Consider the following 15372-nt stretch of genomic DNA (forward strand, 5'->3'; position numbering starts at 1 on the left):
CGGGCTTATCCATCGCGCCGCGGCAAAGGGCCAAGTTGAGGGCGAACCGGCAGGAAATACCGGGCGTTGTCGAGCTCGTTCACCCCCACGAAGAGCTCCACCTCGAACACCTCCTTGAGCCGCCGGTACGTCATCACCTCCTCGATCGTCCCGTGCGCCACGAGCCTCCCCGCCTTCAAGAGCGCGATCCGATCCGCGTACTGCGCCGCCGCGTTCAGATCGTGCAGCACCATCAGGCATGCGAGCCCTCGATCGCGCACCTCGCGCCACACGAGCTCCGACAGCGCGAGGAAGTGCCGCACGTCGAGGTGCGCCGTCGCCTCGTCGAGCAAGAGCACCGGCGCCTCCTGCGCGAGCGCCCGCGCGATCGCGACCCTCTGCTGCTCGCCGCCCGACAGCTCCGAAACGCGCCGATCCGCGAGCGCTTCGAGCTCGCACACGGCGATCGCCCTCTCCACCGCCTCTTCATCGTGCTTCGACGCGCGCATCCACGCGCCCTGGTACGGCGCGCGCCCCATCATCACGATCTCACGCACTGAAAAGCCCACCGCAGGCTCCGACGACTGCGGCACGAGCGCGATCCTCTTCGCGATCTCCCGACGCTCCATCCGCGCGAGCGGCTCGCCGAGGACCTGTACCTCGCCACGCTGGGGCTGGAGCGCGCCCGAGATCACTTTCACGAGCGTCGACTTTCCGGCCCCGTTCGGCCCGAGGACCGCGCAAATCTCGCCTTTCCGCACGGAAAGGTCGACGTTCTCGAGCGCCACGCCTCCTGCCGCGTAGCGAACCGAGACCCCGGATAGTTCGATGGCATTCATGGCAACCGCGACATTTCAGGCCCTCGGACGATTCACGCTGTCATCACCTTGCACATATGCGTTACAGGTGGTCCAATTCGATCGCAGCGCGAAGGGGAGATCATGGATACGGTGAAGGAGACCTCGGGGGCCAGTGCGACGCCGCGACGCGTCATCAAGCGGTACTCCAACCGTAAGTTGTACGATACGAAGGACAGCCGCTACGTGACCCTCCAGCAGATCGGGGAGATGGTCCGTGCCGGCGAAGAGGTCCAGATCATCGACAACGCGACCAAGGAGGACAAAACCGAGGTCACGCTGGCGCTCATCATCTCGGAGGACCTCAAGTCCCAGCCGCGCAGCGTGCCTCTCGGGACGCTGCGTGATCTGATCCAGGAGCGCGGCGAGCGCCTGCTCAACACGCTCCGCGAAGGCCCGATCGGTCGACTCATCCCGGGCGGCGGACAAGAAGACGCCCCCGCGGAAGCGGCGCCGGCCCCCGCGGAAAAACCGCCCACGCAGCCGCCGCCCGCGCCGGCCGCGGCTCCGACCGAGGCGGACAAACCCGCCGCCTCCGCCCAGGGCGCGAAGGCGCGTTTGTCCGAGATCGTCGAGAGCTCGAAGCAGACCCTCGACCAGTGGCAACACGCCGTGGACGATCGGATCCGTCACATCCTGCCCGGCGTCGGCCTCTTCCGCGACCTCCAGGCCGACGTCCAGCGCCTCTCGCAGCGCGTCGAGGAGCTCGAAGCCCTCGTTCGCAAGCTCGGCGGTGATCCAGGCAACACGCCCGAGACACCCGCGCAGCCTGAAACATCGGCCGAGGAATAGTCGGAGGGGGGCTCCTGTTGGGAGACCGCGATGGCGTTTTTCTTCAGTAAAAAGCCAGCTTCGGTCGCCCAGGACCTGAGCATCTCCGGCGCTGGGGACGGCGCGCCGGGGCTCGACACGTTCGAGGTGGAGCTGCTCGGCCACCTCGACACGCTTTATGCGGTGAGCTGCCGCATGACACGGAGCACGACCGAGGCCGAGGATCTCGTCCAGGACACGGTCGTGAAGGCCATGCGTGCCCGCGACCAGTTCGAGCCGGGCACGAACCTCAAGGCCTGGCTCCTTCGCATCCTCACGAACACCTTCATCAACCGCTACCGCCGCGGCGGACTCGAGCGCGACATCCTCGAAGGTCCGGACGTCGAGTCGCTGACCGACGGATGGATCGGCGCGACGACGATGCGCGGCATGCGGGATCCCGAGACGGCGGCCCTCGCGCCGCTCGTCGAGGCCGAGGTCCAGCGCGCGCTCGACGATCTGCCGCCGGAGTTCCGCGTCGCCGTCGTGCTCTCCGACATCGAGGAGCTCTCCTACAAGGAGATCGCCGAAGCGATGGGCACGCCGATCGGGACGGTGATGTCGCGGCTGCATCGCGGCCGGAAGCTCTTGCAGAAGACGTTGCGCGACCATGCGGTCGCCATGGGCATCGTGAGCGAGGGGTCCTCGAACAAGGCCGACCAGGCTCCGACGGACCTCGCGGCGTACCGGAAGCGGAAGCGGAGTGCTGCGGTATGAATGGGCTCAAGGTGATGACCGACGAGTGCTCGTTGTTCTCGCGCTGCATGTCGGCGTACGTGGACGGGGAGCTCGATCCAGGACACGCGGTCGACATGGAGGCGCACGTCCTTCATTGCGGCACGTGCTCCGAGCGCGTCACGTTCCTCCGCGCGATGCGCGCGAGCATGAAGCGCACGGCCGAGAAGCGTGTCCCCAACGCGATGCGCACGCGCATCCACGCCGCGATGCTCGCCGAGAAGCGCCGCGTGAAGGACGCCGATCGCGAGGTCCATTCCGCGAAGCTCGTGAGCTGGAAATACGCGGCGACGCTCGCGGCTGCGGCCGGCGTCGCGCTCACGGTGGCGGCTGCGAAGAACCAGAAGGACGTGGTGGTCACGCCGGAGCTCGCGCGGAGCGGCGCGACGACGGAGATGGCTGCGGCTGGCATGGACTCGCTGCTCGACGATCTCGTCGCGCTCCACGCGCACCCCTTGCCGCCCGAGACGACGAACCCCGAGGAGCTCGTCCGTTTTGATCCGCTCGTCGGCGTGCCCGTTCGTCGGCCTGCGTTCCAGCCGTTCGTGGCGAGCTTCAACGGCGCGCGCGTGCACGCGATGCGAGATCAACGCGCGGCGCTCCTGCAATACACCGTCGAGGGCAAACACCGCGTCACGGTGTACGTCTTCGATCCGCGCGCCGTGCCGATGATGCGCGTGACGCGGCTCGAGCCGCGCGTCGTGCGCGAGCGTCCCGTCTACGTGGGCAAACTCCGCGGTTATTCGGTCGCTGCGGTCGAGAAGAGCGGCGTCGGGTACGCGCTCGCGACGGACTTCGACGACGAACGCAGCGCGCAGCTCGTCCTCGCCGCCACGCAGCAGTAATTGTTCAACGCTTGGGGGCTACGCTCGGACAAACCGAGCTACGCCCCCAAACCCCCACCGACACTTGGGGGGTTCGCGGGGACGAACCCGGCGACCCCCCTCCCCGACAAACCTTCCCTACTGCACGAGCCCGGCGCCGCCCTTGCGCGGATCCGCGCCGACCAGGAGCACCCGCGCTCCGTCCGGGCCCTCCGTGATCGACACGGCCTGCACCGCGGAGAAGTTCGGCTTGCTCGTGTCCACGACCTCGCCGCGCTTCTCCAGGTCCTGCAGCACCTCGGTCCCGATCGCCGCGTCGATGAACAGCCCGCCCGTCGGCGGCGTCTCGAAGCGCGGCGCGGCCACGGCCTTGTCCACCGGCATCCCGAACACGAGGTGCGACAGGAGCACCTGCGTCGTCCCCGTCGCGATGCGCGTCCCGCCCGACCCGCCGAGCGCGAGCACGGGCTTTCCATCCTTGAGCACGATCGTCGGCGTCATGCTCGACGTCGGCCGCGCCCCGGCCTTGGGATAGTTCGGCCCGTTCGACATGCCGAACAGCTTCTCCACGCGCTCGGCCGTGAAGTCGGCGAGCTCGTCATTCAGCAAGAACCCGGCTTCCGTCGCGAGCTGCGCGCCGAACATGTTGTTCACCGTCGTCGTGAGCGACGCGACGTTCCCCTCTGCGTCCACCGTCACGATGTGCGTCGTGCCCGCGTCGTTCACGGGGAAGTTCTCGGCCTTCGTCGTCGACGTCATCGAGATCTTCGCGCGCCGCGCCTTCATCCGCTCAGGGCTCACGAGCTTCGCCAGGTCCATCTTCACGAACCTGGGATCGCCGAGCAGCCGCACGCGATCCGCGACCGCGCCGCGCATCGTCTCGGCGAGCAGGTGCGTGTACGCGCCCGTGTTGTGCCCGAGCGCCGCGAGATCCGCCTTCGAGTGCATGTGGAGCGTCTCGAGCATCATCACCCCGCCCGCCGAGGGCGGCGGCATCGTGACGACCTCGTAGCCTTCCCACTGCGTGCGCATCGGCTCTCGCTCGAGCACCTTGTAGTCCTCGAGATCCTTCTTCGTCATGCGGCACTTGCCGGCGCGCGCCGTCGCCAGGATGTCGGCCGCGATCGACCCTTCGTAAAACGCCTTCTTCCCCTCGGCGGCGATCTTGCGCAGCGTCGCGGCGAGCGCCGGGTTCTTCACCGTCTCGCCCACCGGCACGATCGCGCCGGCCTTCGCGAAGAGCCCGTACCGCGGCGTCGAGAGAAGCCACTTCTCGTTCCACTTGAGCGCCCGCACCATGTGCGCGCTCACGGGAAAACCCTTCTCGGCCGCGTCCGCCGCGCCGCGCACGAGATCCGTCATCGCGAGCTTGCCCCAGCGCGCGTGCAGCTCCGCGATGCCCGCGACTTCACCCGGCACGCCCGTCATCACGCCGCGTTTGTCCTCGGGCACCGGCCGCTTCGCGAGCTCCGTCGGCACGAGGTCCTGCGGCGCGGTCTCCCGGAAATCGAGGATCCGGATCTCCTTCGTCTTCGCGTCGTACACCGTCGCGAACCCGCCGCCCCCGATCCCGCTCGACACCGGGTGCACCACGCCGATCGCGAAGGCCCCCGCGATCGCCGCGTCGACCGCGCTCCCGCCGCGGGCGAGCACGTCCATCGCGATCGCCGACGCCGTCGCGTTCTCCGTCGCCACGGCGTACTTGTGCTTCGTCGGCGCGGCCGGCGTGGGCGCTTGCGCGGTGCCTTGCGGGATCAGGTTCGCGGGAGGCGCGACGGGCGTGGGCGCGGGCGGCGGGGCCTTCGCCGTGGCCTCGTCCGGCGAGCGTGCGGCCGGCGCGCTGCAGCCCGAACCGGGCAGAGCGATGAGCAGCGCGAGGGCGGCGGCAAACGATGCCGTCGAGAGGGCACGGAGAGTTCGCATGAAGTAGCTCCTCTGCGCGGGCGCCCCGCGCGTGCGCTAGGATGCCCCGGCCGTGCCGCGGGGATCAACCGTGGCCGGAGAGAGCATTCGATCCCCGACGGGAGAGCCAAACCATGCGCTTCGTGTTCGTGATGGACCCCCTGACCCGCGTGACGCACGACAAGGACACCACCTTCGCGTTCATCCGCGCGGCGCAGGCGCGGGGTCATCAGAGCTTTCACTGCTTGCCGCAGGACCTCTACGTCTCGCAGGGTTTCCCCTTCGCCACGGCGCACCGTGTCGAGATCCTCCCCGATCCGCCTTACATCACGCTCCGTCGGGACGAAGGCGCGCAGCGGCTGCCGCTGCACGACGTCGAGGCCGTCTTCATCCGCAAGGACCCGCCCTTCGACCAGGCCTATCTCTACGCGACGCTCATGCTCGAGCCCGCGCGCGGCAAGACGCTCATCGTCAACGACCCGCGCGGCCTGCGCGACGCGAACGAAAAGCTCTACGCGCTCGGCTTCTCCGACTGGACGCCGAAGACCCTCGTCACGGCCGATCGCGACATGATCCACGACTTCGTCCGCGACGTCGGCGGCAGCGCCGTCATCAAGCCGCTCGACGGCGCCGGCGGCTGGGGCGTCATGATGCTCCGCTCGGACGACAAGAACGCCCGCGCCATCGCCGACATGCTCACGGGCGAGGGACAACGGCTCGCGATGGTGCAGGAGTTCCTCCCGGCTGTGTCCAAGGGCGACAAACGCATCCTCCTGCTCGACGGCGAACCCCTCGGCGCGATCCTGCGCGTGCCGCGCGGCGACGAGATCCGCTCGAACATCCACGTCGGCGGCAGCGTCGTCCCGACCGATCTCACGCCGCGCGAGCGCGAGCTCGTCCGCTCCGTCGGCGCGCGCCTCAAGGCCGACGGCCTCTACTTCGTCGGCCTCGACGTCATCGGCGAGCACCTCACCGAGGTGAACGTCACGAGCCCGACCGGCATCCAGGAGCTCAGCCGCTTCACTGGCAAGGACCAGGCGGCCAGCGTCATCGAGTGGGTCGAGAAGACCGCCCGCGCGCGTTGATTTTCGACCCGTGAAAACTTGGCCCGCGCGGCCCCTCTCGACGAGGGTTCGCGCATGGCCCCGCACGCCCACGCCTGCGCCGTCTGCGCCGCCGAGGCCTCGGCAACGACCTCGCTCGTCCGCGTTTACGTCGAGGGACGCACACTCCACCTCTGCCGCAACCACGCGGCCACCGTCGTCGCCGCGCGCCCGGAGACCTTCGAAGAGCTCCGCGCGCTCTTCGTCGGCGTCACCGTACGCACGGGCAACGGCATCGAACGCAGGTCGCCCATCCCGCGCCGCTGGGGCGAGGATCGGCGCGCGTTCCCGCCGCGCCCCGAGGGCCGCCGCGCTTCGAACGGCCGCCGCGCCACCGATCCTCACGACTGAGCCCGCGCCCTACACGACACGCATGCAGCAAGCCCGGCGCATTGCCTTCGCCCTCGGTTCGAACCTCGGCGACCGTACCGCCACGATCGAACGCGCCATCGCCGAGCTCGGCGCCACGCCGGGGTTTGTCGTGGTCGACTGCTCTCCGCTCTACGTCACGCCGCCGGCGGGCGGGCCGCCCCAGGGCGATTATTTGAATGGCGCCGTCCTCGTCTCCACGGCTTTGCCCGCGCGTGACGTCCTCGCCCGAACGCAGGCCATCGAGCGCGCGCTCGGCCGTGTCCGGCCGGATCCCGTCCGCTGGGGGCCTCGCACGATCGACATCGACATCCTGTGGATCGAGGGTGAATGCATCGACGAGCCCGGCCTCGAAGTCCCGCATCCGCGCCTCGAAGGTCGCGTCTTTGCGCTCCGCCCGCTGCTCGACGTCGCCCCGGACGCGGCGCATCCGCGCACGGGCAAACGTTACGATGAGTTACCTGCGGCGCACCTCCCGATCACGCGCGCATAAAGCACGCGCACGGAAGCGTCCTCGACATAGCCTCGCGGACCGGGTATCGTCGCGGCATGCGAATGCTTCGACTTTCCTTGGTTGGGCTTTTTCTTTTGGGTGCCGCGCAAACCCTCGCGGCGTGTGGCGGCGACGTCACGAATAACGGACCGGGCGGCGCGGGCGGCACGGGCGGCAGCGGCGGCGCGGGCGGCAGCGGCGGCGCATCGCCGGGCGACGCCAAGCAGGCGTGCATGGATTTCTGCCACATCGGCGAGGTCAACAACTGCGGCATGCAGATCGACGATTGCAACGAGTTCTGCGATAAGGCCTTCGCCGACGCCGGCCCCGAGTGCGAGGACGAAGTGGGCACGCTCTTCGCGTGTTACATCCCCGCCGCGAAGGACTGTCCGGACGACCCGCCGCCCGAGTGCAACGACGAGAAGGAGGCCGTGCAAGCCTGCCAGGAGGCGAACGGCTGCGTCGACAGCGGATGCTTCGACAGCGGCGGGCCGGATGGCGCGTCGAGCTGCGGCTGCGACACCACCTGCAAGGGCGTTGCTTATTCGACGGTCTGCGATACCCCCGCCGGCGGCGGAATGACGACGTGTACGTGCACGCAGGGCGACATGGTCGTCGGCACCTGCACGAACACCGACGCCGAGGGCTGCGGCGTCGACACGAGCTGCTGCGCGCAATACTTCAATCTGTGAACGTCAGCCCACTTCGGGCTCGGGCGGCATCACTTTTTCCACGAAATACCTGAGCACGTCGAGCGGGGTGATGATCCCGACGAGCCGCCCGCTCCGCACCACCGGCAAATGGTGAATCTGGCCGGTGCGGAGAATGGCCATCACCTCGTCCGTCGTGGCGAACTCGTCCACGACGATCGGCGGGTGGCTCATCACGTCGCGCGCCGCGGCGCCGGGCGTCTGCCCTTGCAAGAGCGTCGCCATCAGATCCGTCTCGCTCACGAACCCGACCACGCGCTCGTGCTCGTCGACGACCGGGACGCCGCCGATCCGCGCGTCCACGAGCAGCCGTGCGATCTCCTCGAGCGGCGTCCCGAGCGAGACGGCGTCGGCGTGATGCGTCATGATGTGGCGCGCGTGTCCCTTCATGGCCGGGGGAAGAATGGAGCCTCGCGACCGGCCTGTCCACCCCTCGCGAGCGTCCGTCCCTGCATGAGCGGCCCCTGATTCCCGTATCAAACGAGGCGGGTTCGTCCGCGCGCCTTGAGCGCCGCGACGACCTCTTTCACGTCCTGCGCCCGCGCCCGCGGCACCACGAGCAAGGCGTCGTCGGTCTCCACCACCACGAGGTCGTCCACGCCGACGAGCGCAATCACGCGTTTGCCCTCCTCCGCCCCCGTGCGCAGATCGAGCACGAGGTTCCGCCGCGCGTCGACGAACAGCGCGCTCGGCGGCGCCGCATTCTGCTGCGCGTCCTTCTCGGCGAGATCGAATGCCGTCTGAAAACTCCCCACGTCGCTCCAGCCGAAATCGCCGGGGACGACGGCGAAATGGTCGACGTGGTCCATCACGCCGTGATCGATGCTGATCGACGGCAATGTCGGGAAGATTCGTTCGAGCGCGGCCTGCTCCTCGCCCTCCTCGGCGGCGCGGTCGATCGCGTCGAGCCCCTCGGCGAGGGCGGGCATGTGCGCGCGGATCGCCTCCACCATGTCGCAAACCCGGAAAAAGAACATCCCCGCATTCCAGAGGTGCTTGCCGCCGGCCACGAAGCTTTCCGCGCGCGCCGCGTCCGGCTTCTCCACGAATCGTTTCGCCGGCAGCGCGTCCGCGCCCCGCGCCTCGCCTTCGAGCTCGATGTACCCGTAGCCCGTCTCCGCGTGCGTGGGCTTGATTCCGATCGTCGTGATCGTCCCGCTCGCGGCCGAGGCCACCGCGCGCTCGAGCGCGCGCCGGAAGCCCGGGACGTCGCGCACGTGGTGATCACTCGGCAGGACCATCAGCACCGCGTCGGGGTTCGTCCGGGCAATATGGAAGGCCGCCCAACCAATGCAAGGCGCCGTGTTCCGCGCGGCGGGCTCGACGAGCGTGTTCTCGGCGTAGAGCTCCGGCAATGCCTCGGCCGTCTGCTCCACGAGGTGCTTGCCCGTCGCCACGAAGAGCCGCTCCCAGTCGACGAGCGGCGTGATCCGCTCCGCCGTCTGCCGGATGAGCGGGGTTTTCCCGACGAGCGGCAAGAGCTGCTTCGGCCGCGCGGCGCGCGAGGCCGGCCAGAAACGCGTGCCGGCGCCGCCGGCGAGGATCAGGGCGTAGACGGAAGGAGCGGATTGCATGGTTTGTCATCCATGTACATAGCGGCCATCACGGGCGACGCCGGCGCCTCCCGGGCCGAAGCCTCGCCGAACGAACGGCCGTACGAGACCGTGGCGAAGCCCAAGGGGAGGATCCAGAACGCGAGCCGCGCGAGGGCGTGTTTTTCGAGCAAGCTGCGCGCGAGGCCGATCGCGACCGTCGCGCCGAGGAAAGCCGTCAAAAGGCCGAAGACGATGGCCGGCGCGCCGATCGGAAGGGCCTCCGGCGTCCCGAAGAGGCCCGAAACGAACGACGCGAGCAGCGTGATGCCCGTGAGCGCGAACGAAAGATCGAGCGCGCGATCGGGCTTCGTGCCCATCCACATCGCGATCACGAGCGCCGCGCCCACGTCCGAGCCGCCGGGCAGCGCGCCCGTCCCGTGCACGAGGCCGAGCAGCGCGGCGAGCGAGAGCGGCGGCGCCTCCTCGCGCCCGGCCGGGGCGAGGCTCATCGTGGCCACGACGAGCCCCGTCCAGACGAGGCCGAAGCCCACCGCGATCGGCGCGCCGCTCCAGAGCTCGACGTACGGCGCGGCGACAGCACGCGCGAGCAGGCTCGTGCCCGCGGCGACCACGAGCACGGCCGCGTCGTGCGCGCCCGGCGACGAGCGCACGAGCGAAGGACGCGCGACGGCCCTGAGGCCCTCGGAGACCGCGGCGACGAGGCGCCGCCGGGCGCCGACGAGGAGCGCCGAGGCCGTCGCGACGTGCAAGATCGACTCGAGCGCCGCGGCGCTCCGCCCCGGATCGAGCCAGAGGCGGGCGACCACGTCGTGCCCCGAACGCGAGATCGGCAGCGCCTCGGCGAGGCCCTGAATCCCGGCGAGCAGCACGACCTCCGCGAGCGGCAGCACGCGGGCAGTGATAGCAGCGCGGCGGCGCCCTTGTAAATCGGGCTGCTAGGCAGCTTTTTCTCGTGAGCCCCCCTGCGTCATGCCCTGTTCACTGCTTCCCGCGCCCGTCGTGGCCTGCGAGGCCCCGTGCGTCGCGCCCGATGTCCCGCCTGTCGCGCTCGTCGCGCCTGTCGCGGGCGATGGCCCCGCGGTCGTGCTCGCGCCCGTGCCCGACGCGCCGCTCGCCGAGGTTTGCGGACGCACGCCCGATTGCGCGGCTTGCTCCTCGGCGCGGCCTTCACCCCGCTTCACGCTGATGCGCTTCGGCTCCTCTGCCTTCGATTTCGGGATGTGCACCTCCAGCACGCCGCTGTTCAGGTTTGCTTCGATCCGCTCCGGCTCGATCCCCTCGGGCAGCGTGAACGACCGGGTAAAACTCCCGTACGAGCGCTCGTAGGCCCAGTATCGGTCGCCCTCGTCGCGCTGCTCCTCCTCGCGCCTGCCGCTGATCGTGAGCCGCCGGCCGGAGACGTCGATCGAGACGTCGTCCTCCTTCAGGCCCGGCAGATCCGCGCGGATCACGTATCCATCCTTCGTCTCGCGCACCTCCATGTCGGGCATGAAGGCTCGGCCTTGCGGCAGGAAGGATTCCATTTCGGCGAACGGATCCCAGGCGAGCATCTCGCGCATGCGCCGGAATGGGTCCCCGTAGCCGAGCGCGCGGAACGGATCCACGGTCGCGAGCCGCTGCTCTCGACCCGGCTCCCGGGCGCCTGCCTGCGCCATCTCGCGCGATTGCCCCTGCCCTTCCCGGCCTTCTCGTCTGCGCATGAATCCGGCCATGATGACCCCCTCCAATGGTTGGATGCGCGCGTCTTTGCACGATTCGTGCGCGGGGCGTTGTCACGATTGCACACTTCACGGAGGAGCTCGCCGCGAGGGGTCGCGAACGGGCAGCCTCGAAGGGCCTCGTTCCCGTTTTGCATGAAGGTTGCACGGATCGAAGGACATGCGCCGTTTGCTCCTCGCCCTCGCGCTCGCCGTGACCGGATGCGGCAGCTCGTATTATTACCAGCCCGCCGAGCAAGCCAACGCATCGGTATCGGGGTATCCCGCGGCGCGGTACGACATCCCGCCGGGCTCTGGCAAAGGGGACGTGCGGGTGAGCTCGTTCGGCGTGACGGACGTGCGTCTCTCCGAGGACGAGAAGCCGGTCCGCGCGCTGCACCTCCGCTTCGTCGTGGCGAACGAGGACGGCACCGAGCCGTGGACCGTCGATACACGAGAGCTCCGCGTACAGTTCGCCGACATGGCGGGCGAGACCACGCCTGCGTTCGTGAATGCGACCCACGAGGGCATGCCCGTCGTCGTGATCCCGCGCGGCGAATCGACGACGATCGACGCCTACTTTCCGCTCCCGGAGTCGCTCCGAGGCGCCCGTGACCTGCCGCAATTCGACATCGTCTGGCGGGTGCACACCGACGATCGTGTCGTCACGCAGCGGACCCCGTTCGAGCGGCGCACCATCGAGCCTCCCCCGTCCACGGTGACGTACGGGTTTGGCTATGGCTGGGGCGGCGGGGCGTATCCGTACTGGTGGTACGACCCGTTCTTTTATCCGCGCTCGGTGGTCATCCAGCAAGGCCCCGCCCAGCCGCGCGTCTATTATTACGGATATCCCCGCTGAGGACTCCGGATCGTCATGCAGGGAGGAGGGCCCGGAATGGCGACGAGCGTGGAAATCGGGGCGACGAGCGTCACCAAAAAGGCGCTCATGGCGGTGAGCGGGATCGTGCTCACGGTATACGTCGTCCTGCACTTCGCGGGCAACCTGCTATATTTCGCCGGCCCCGAGGCGCTCGACGCGTATGCCGCGCTCCTCCACCGGAACGCCGCCCTGCTCTGGTCGGCCCGCGCCGTCCTCTTCGCGTCGTTCTGCGTTCACGTGGTCGTCGCGCTCGACCTCTACATGCGCAAGCAGGTCGCGCGTCCGATCTCGTATGGCCGCTACGAGCGCGCCGCGAGCAGCCTCGGCGCGCGCACGATGATCTGGACCGGCCTCGTCCTCCTCGGGTTCGTCGTCTATCACGTCCTCCATTTGACCCTGGGCTTCGCGCACCCCGCGTACGTCCCGGGGCGCGTGTATTCGAATGTCTCGGTCGCGTTCGCCTCGGTCGTGCCCACGGTGATTTACGTGGTCAGCATGATCGCGCTCGGCTTGCACGTCTCGCACGGCGTGCTCGCGATGACGCAATCGCTCGGGCTCACCCTGCGGCGTGACCGGCTGCGCGGGCTCCAGCGACTGTCCGTCATCCTCGCGCTGATCGTCGCCCTGGGCCTCGCCGCCATTCCGATCACCGCGCTCGCGCTCTCTCTCACGAGGGGGCGGTAGGGGAAGGCTTTCATGCACCTCGACGGCAAGATCCCCGGCGGCCCTCTTCCGCAGAAATGGGAGCGCCGCAAGCTCGAATACGCGCTCGTGAGCCCGGCGAACCGCCGCAAATACCGGGTGCTCGTCGTCGGCACGGGCCTCGCGGGCGCCTCCGCGGCGGCCACGCTCGGCGAGCTCGGCTACCGCGTCGAATGCGTCTTCTTCCACGACAGCCCGCGCCGCGCGCACAGCATCGCGGCCCAGGGCGGCATCAACGCCGCCAAGAACTACCAGAACGACGGCGACAGCGTGCAGCGCCTCTTCCAGGACACGATCAAGGGCGGCGACTACCGGGCCCGCGAGGGCAACGTCTACCGCCTCGCCGAGGTGAGCCTGCGCATCATCGATCAATGCGTCGCGCAGGGCGTCCCGTTCGCCCGCGAATACGGCGGAAAACTCGCGAATCGCTCCTTCGGCGGCGCCCAGGTCTCTCGCACGTTTTATGCGCGCGGCCAGACGGGCCAGCAGCTCCTCCTCGGCGCCTACCAGGCCTTGCTTCGCCAGGTCCAGGCAGGCACGGTGCGCATCTCGCCGCGCACGGAGATGCTCGACCTCGTCGTCGCCAACGGCAAAGCCCGCGGCATCGTCGCGCGTGACCTCGTGACCGGCGAGATCCGCACGTTCGTCGCCGACGCCGTCGTCCTCGCCACGGGCGGCTATGGCAATGCGTATTTCCTCTCCACGTACGCGCGCAATTCGAACGCGACTGCGATCTGGCGCGCCCATCGCCGCGGCGCGTACTTCGCGAACCCCTGCTTCACGCAGATCCACCCCACGTGCATACCCGTCAGCGGCGAGCACCAATCGAAGCTCACGCTCATGAGCGAATCGCTCCGCAACGACGGCCGCATCTGGGTCCCGCTCCGCGCCGGGGACGAACGCTCGCCCGAGCAGATCCCCGAGGATCAGCGCGATTATTACCTCGAGCGCCGCTACCCGAGTTATGGAAACCTCACCCCGCGCGACGTCGCCTCTCGCGCGGCCAAGGCCGTCTGCGACGAGGGCCGCGGCGTCGGCAAGAGCGGCCTCGGCGTCTACCTCGATTTCGCGGACGCGATCCGCCGCCTCGGCGCGGACGTCATCGGCGAGCGGTATGGAAACCTCTTCGCCATGTACGCCGAGATCACCGGCGACGACCCCTACCGCACCCCGATGCGCATCTACCCGGCCATTCATTACACGATGGGCGGCCTCTGGGTCGATTACGATCTCATGAGCACGATCGACGGCCTCTTCGTCATCGGCGAGGCGAACTTCTCCGATCACGGGGCGAACCGGCTCGGCGCGAGCGCGCTCATGCAGGGCCTCGCCGACGGCTATTTCATCGCGCCGCTCGCCGTCGGCAGCTACCTCGCGCGCGCGAAGCCACCGGCGATCGACGATTCTCACCCCGCGTTCGAGGAGGCGCGCAAGGCCACGGCCGCCCGCATCGAGCGGCTGCTCTCGGTGCACGGCAAGCGCACCGCCGCCTCGTTCCACCGCGAGCTCGGCAAGCTGCTCTGGGACCAATGCGGCATGTCGCGGAGCCGCGCGGGCCTCGAAAGCGCGCTCGCCCGGATCCCCGAGCTGCGCGAGAAGTTTTACCGGGAAATCCTCGTCCCCGGCCACGGCGAATCCTTGAACCGGGAGCTCGAGACCGCCGGCCGCGTCGCCGATTATTTCGAGCTCGCCGAGCTCATCTGCCGCGACGCCCTCCGCCGCGAGGAGTCCTGCGGCGGCCATTTCCGCGAGGAGTACCAGACGCCGGACGGCGAGGCCCTGCGCGACGACGAGCATTTCGCCTACGTCGCCGCGTGGGAATGGCGCGAGGGCGAACCGCCCGTCCTGCACAAGGAGCCGCTCGTCTTCGAGGCGGCCCCGCCCATGCAAAGGAGCTACAAGTGATGCGGATCGCGCTCGAGGTCTGGCGTCAACGGAGCCCCGAGGAGCCGGGCCGGTTCGTCCGGTACGAGACCGCGGAGGCCTCGCCCGACATGTCGCTGCTCGAGCTGCTCGACGTCGTCAACGAGGACCTCGTACGAAAAGGCGAGGAGCCGATCGCATTCGATAGCGATTGCCGCGAGGGTATCTGCGGCACGTGCGGATTCATGGTCAACGGCCTCGCGCACGGCCCGCTAAAGGGCGCGGCCGCGTGCCAGGTCTATCTCCGGAACTTCCGCGACGGTGAGACGCTCTTCCTCGAGCCCTTCCGGGCGAAGGCATTTCCTCTCATCAAGGATCTCGTCATCAACCGCAGCGCGCTCGATCGGATCATCGCCGCGGGCGGCTACGTCTCCGTCAACACGGGCAATGCGCCGGAGGCGAACACATCGACGATCCCCAAGGACTTTGCCGAAGAAGCCATGGACGCCGCGGCGTGCATCGCGTGCGGCGCCTGCATCGCGGCTTGCCCGAATGCCTCGGCCGCGCTCTTCACGGGCGCGAAGATCACGCACCTCGGAAAACTCCCGCAGGGCCAGCCCGAGCGCGGGCGGCGCGCGCTGCGCATGGTCCGGGCCGCGGCGGCCGAGGGATTCGGCCATTGCACGTTCGCGGGGGAATGCGAGACCGCGTGCCCGAAGAGCATTCCCCTCCAGGTCATCACGCAAATGAACCGCGACTACCTCGCGGCCCGGCTCCGCGGCGAGGGCCGCGCGCCGACGCGGCACATCGAGCCCGGCACGCCGAAACGACGCCGCTGACGCGCTCGTTCTACGCGCCTCGGCCGGCGCCGTGGTATCCTTGGCGCCGCGCC

The 15372-nt window shown here is 69.1% G+C and carries 16 protein-coding genes and 1 pseudogene; 11 read left to right on the plus strand and 6 right to left on the minus strand.

The window, feature by feature from the left end:
* Positions 1-5 precede the first annotated feature (5 nt).
* Positions 6-818: an ABC transporter ATP-binding protein gene (locus tag QHF83_RS16885; RefSeq protein ID WP_282418869.1), complete on the minus strand. Its 813-nt coding sequence runs from the start codon at positions 816-818 to the stop codon at positions 6-8.
* A gap of 102 nt (positions 819-920) precedes the next feature.
* Between QHF83_RS16885 and QHF83_RS16890 the strand changes: the two genes are divergently transcribed.
* The 3 genes from QHF83_RS16890 to QHF83_RS16900 are packed head-to-tail and all read left to right on the plus strand — an operon-like array spanning position 921 to position 3226.
* Positions 921-1628, plus strand: coding sequence for a polyhydroxyalkanoate synthesis regulator DNA-binding domain-containing protein (locus QHF83_RS16890; RefSeq protein ID WP_282418870.1), 708 nt, complete (start codon positions 921-923; stop codon positions 1626-1628).
* A 30-nt stretch (positions 1629-1658) separates the two neighbouring features.
* Complete coding sequence (locus tag QHF83_RS16895) at positions 1659-2363, plus strand: sigma-70 family RNA polymerase sigma factor (RefSeq protein ID WP_282418871.1); 705 nt, start codon at positions 1659-1661, stop codon at positions 2361-2363.
* Positions 2360-3226 (plus strand): zf-HC2 domain-containing protein, encoded by an 867-nt coding sequence (locus QHF83_RS16900; protein WP_282418872.1) that lies wholly within the window; start codon positions 2360-2362, stop codon positions 3224-3226. Before QHF83_RS16895 ends, QHF83_RS16900 begins: the two co-directional genes overlap by 4 nt.
* A 117-nt stretch (positions 3227-3343) precedes the next feature.
* Here QHF83_RS16900 and ggt read toward each other — a convergent pair whose 3' ends face one another.
* Positions 3344-5128 (minus strand): gamma-glutamyltransferase, encoded by a 1785-nt coding sequence (gene ggt, locus QHF83_RS16905; RefSeq protein WP_282418873.1) that lies wholly within the window; start codon positions 5126-5128, stop codon positions 3344-3346.
* 113 nt (positions 5129-5241) lie between these two features.
* Here ggt and gshB point away from each other — a divergent pair, with 113 nt between their 5' ends.
* The 4 genes from gshB to QHF83_RS16925 are packed head-to-tail and all read left to right on the plus strand — an operon-like array spanning position 5242 to position 7764.
* Complete coding sequence (gshB, locus tag QHF83_RS16910) at positions 5242-6192, plus strand: glutathione synthase (RefSeq protein ID WP_282418874.1); 951 nt, start codon at positions 5242-5244, stop codon at positions 6190-6192.
* Between the two features lie 54 nt (positions 6193-6246).
* Positions 6247-6561: a hypothetical protein gene (locus QHF83_RS16915; RefSeq protein ID WP_282418875.1), complete on the plus strand. Its 315-nt coding sequence runs from the start codon at positions 6247-6249 to the stop codon at positions 6559-6561.
* Between the two features lie 22 nt (positions 6562-6583).
* Positions 6584-7072 carry a 2-amino-4-hydroxy-6-hydroxymethyldihydropteridine diphosphokinase gene (gene folK, locus QHF83_RS16920; RefSeq protein WP_282418876.1) on the plus strand — a complete coding sequence of 163 codons (489 nt, stop codon included), beginning with the start codon at positions 6584-6586 and terminating at the stop codon, positions 7070-7072.
* Positions 7073-7128: 56 nt separating this feature from the next.
* Positions 7129-7764: a hypothetical protein gene (locus QHF83_RS16925; protein WP_282418877.1), complete on the plus strand. Its 636-nt coding sequence runs from the start codon at positions 7129-7131 to the stop codon at positions 7762-7764.
* 3 nt (positions 7765-7767) lie between these two features.
* On the opposite strand, the gene QHF83_RS16930 is transcribed toward QHF83_RS16925, so the two are convergent.
* The 4 genes and pseudogenes from QHF83_RS16930 to QHF83_RS53470 form a co-directional block, all read right to left on the minus strand.
* The gene (locus tag QHF83_RS16930; RefSeq protein ID WP_136931279.1) at positions 7768-8172 is read right to left on the minus strand and encodes a CBS domain-containing protein; all 405 of its coding nucleotides are present in this window, start codon (positions 8170-8172) and stop codon (positions 7768-7770) included.
* Positions 8173-8258: 86 nt separating this feature from the next.
* Positions 8259-9356, minus strand: a complete 1098-nt coding sequence (locus tag QHF83_RS16935) for a mannose-1-phosphate guanylyltransferase (RefSeq protein ID WP_282418878.1) — start codon at positions 9354-9356, stop codon at positions 8259-8261.
* A complete protein-coding gene (locus tag QHF83_RS16940) occupies positions 9326-10228 on the minus strand; it encodes an undecaprenyl-diphosphate phosphatase (protein WP_282418879.1) in 903 nt (300 codons plus the stop codon). Before QHF83_RS16940 ends, QHF83_RS16935 begins: the two co-directional genes overlap by 31 nt.
* A 288-nt stretch (positions 10229-10516) precedes the next feature.
* Positions 10517-10897 (minus strand): annotated as a pseudogene (locus QHF83_RS53470) (Hsp20/alpha crystallin family protein); the annotation flags it as partial.
* Positions 10898-11216: 319 nt separating this feature from the next.
* On the opposite strand from QHF83_RS53470, the gene QHF83_RS16950 reads away from it, so the two are divergent.
* From QHF83_RS16950 to QHF83_RS16965, 4 genes are read left to right on the plus strand one after another with little or no spacing between them, the layout of a single operon-like run.
* Positions 11217-11894: a hypothetical protein gene (locus tag QHF83_RS16950; protein ID WP_282418881.1), complete on the plus strand. Its 678-nt coding sequence runs from the start codon at positions 11217-11219 to the stop codon at positions 11892-11894.
* A 36-nt stretch (positions 11895-11930) separates the two neighbouring features.
* Positions 11931-12599: a succinate dehydrogenase cytochrome b subunit gene (locus QHF83_RS16955; RefSeq protein ID WP_282418882.1), complete on the plus strand. Its 669-nt coding sequence runs from the start codon at positions 11931-11933 to the stop codon at positions 12597-12599.
* A 12-nt stretch (positions 12600-12611) separates the two neighbouring features.
* Positions 12612-14522, plus strand: coding sequence for a fumarate reductase/succinate dehydrogenase flavoprotein subunit (locus QHF83_RS16960; protein ID WP_282418883.1), 1911 nt, complete (start codon positions 12612-12614; stop codon positions 14520-14522).
* The gene (locus QHF83_RS16965; RefSeq protein ID WP_282418970.1) at positions 14522-15319 is read left to right on the plus strand and encodes a succinate dehydrogenase/fumarate reductase iron-sulfur subunit; all 798 of its coding nucleotides are present in this window, start codon (positions 14522-14524) and stop codon (positions 15317-15319) included. The genes QHF83_RS16960 and QHF83_RS16965 overlap by 1 nt, the downstream gene beginning before the upstream one ends.
* The last annotated feature ends 53 nt before the right edge of the window (positions 15320-15372 follow it).

It is taken from the genome of Polyangium sp. 15x6 (assembly GCF_029960785.1).
In the GTDB taxonomy this organism is placed as follows: domain Bacteria; phylum Myxococcota_A; class Polyangia; order Polyangiales; family Polyangiaceae; genus Polyangium.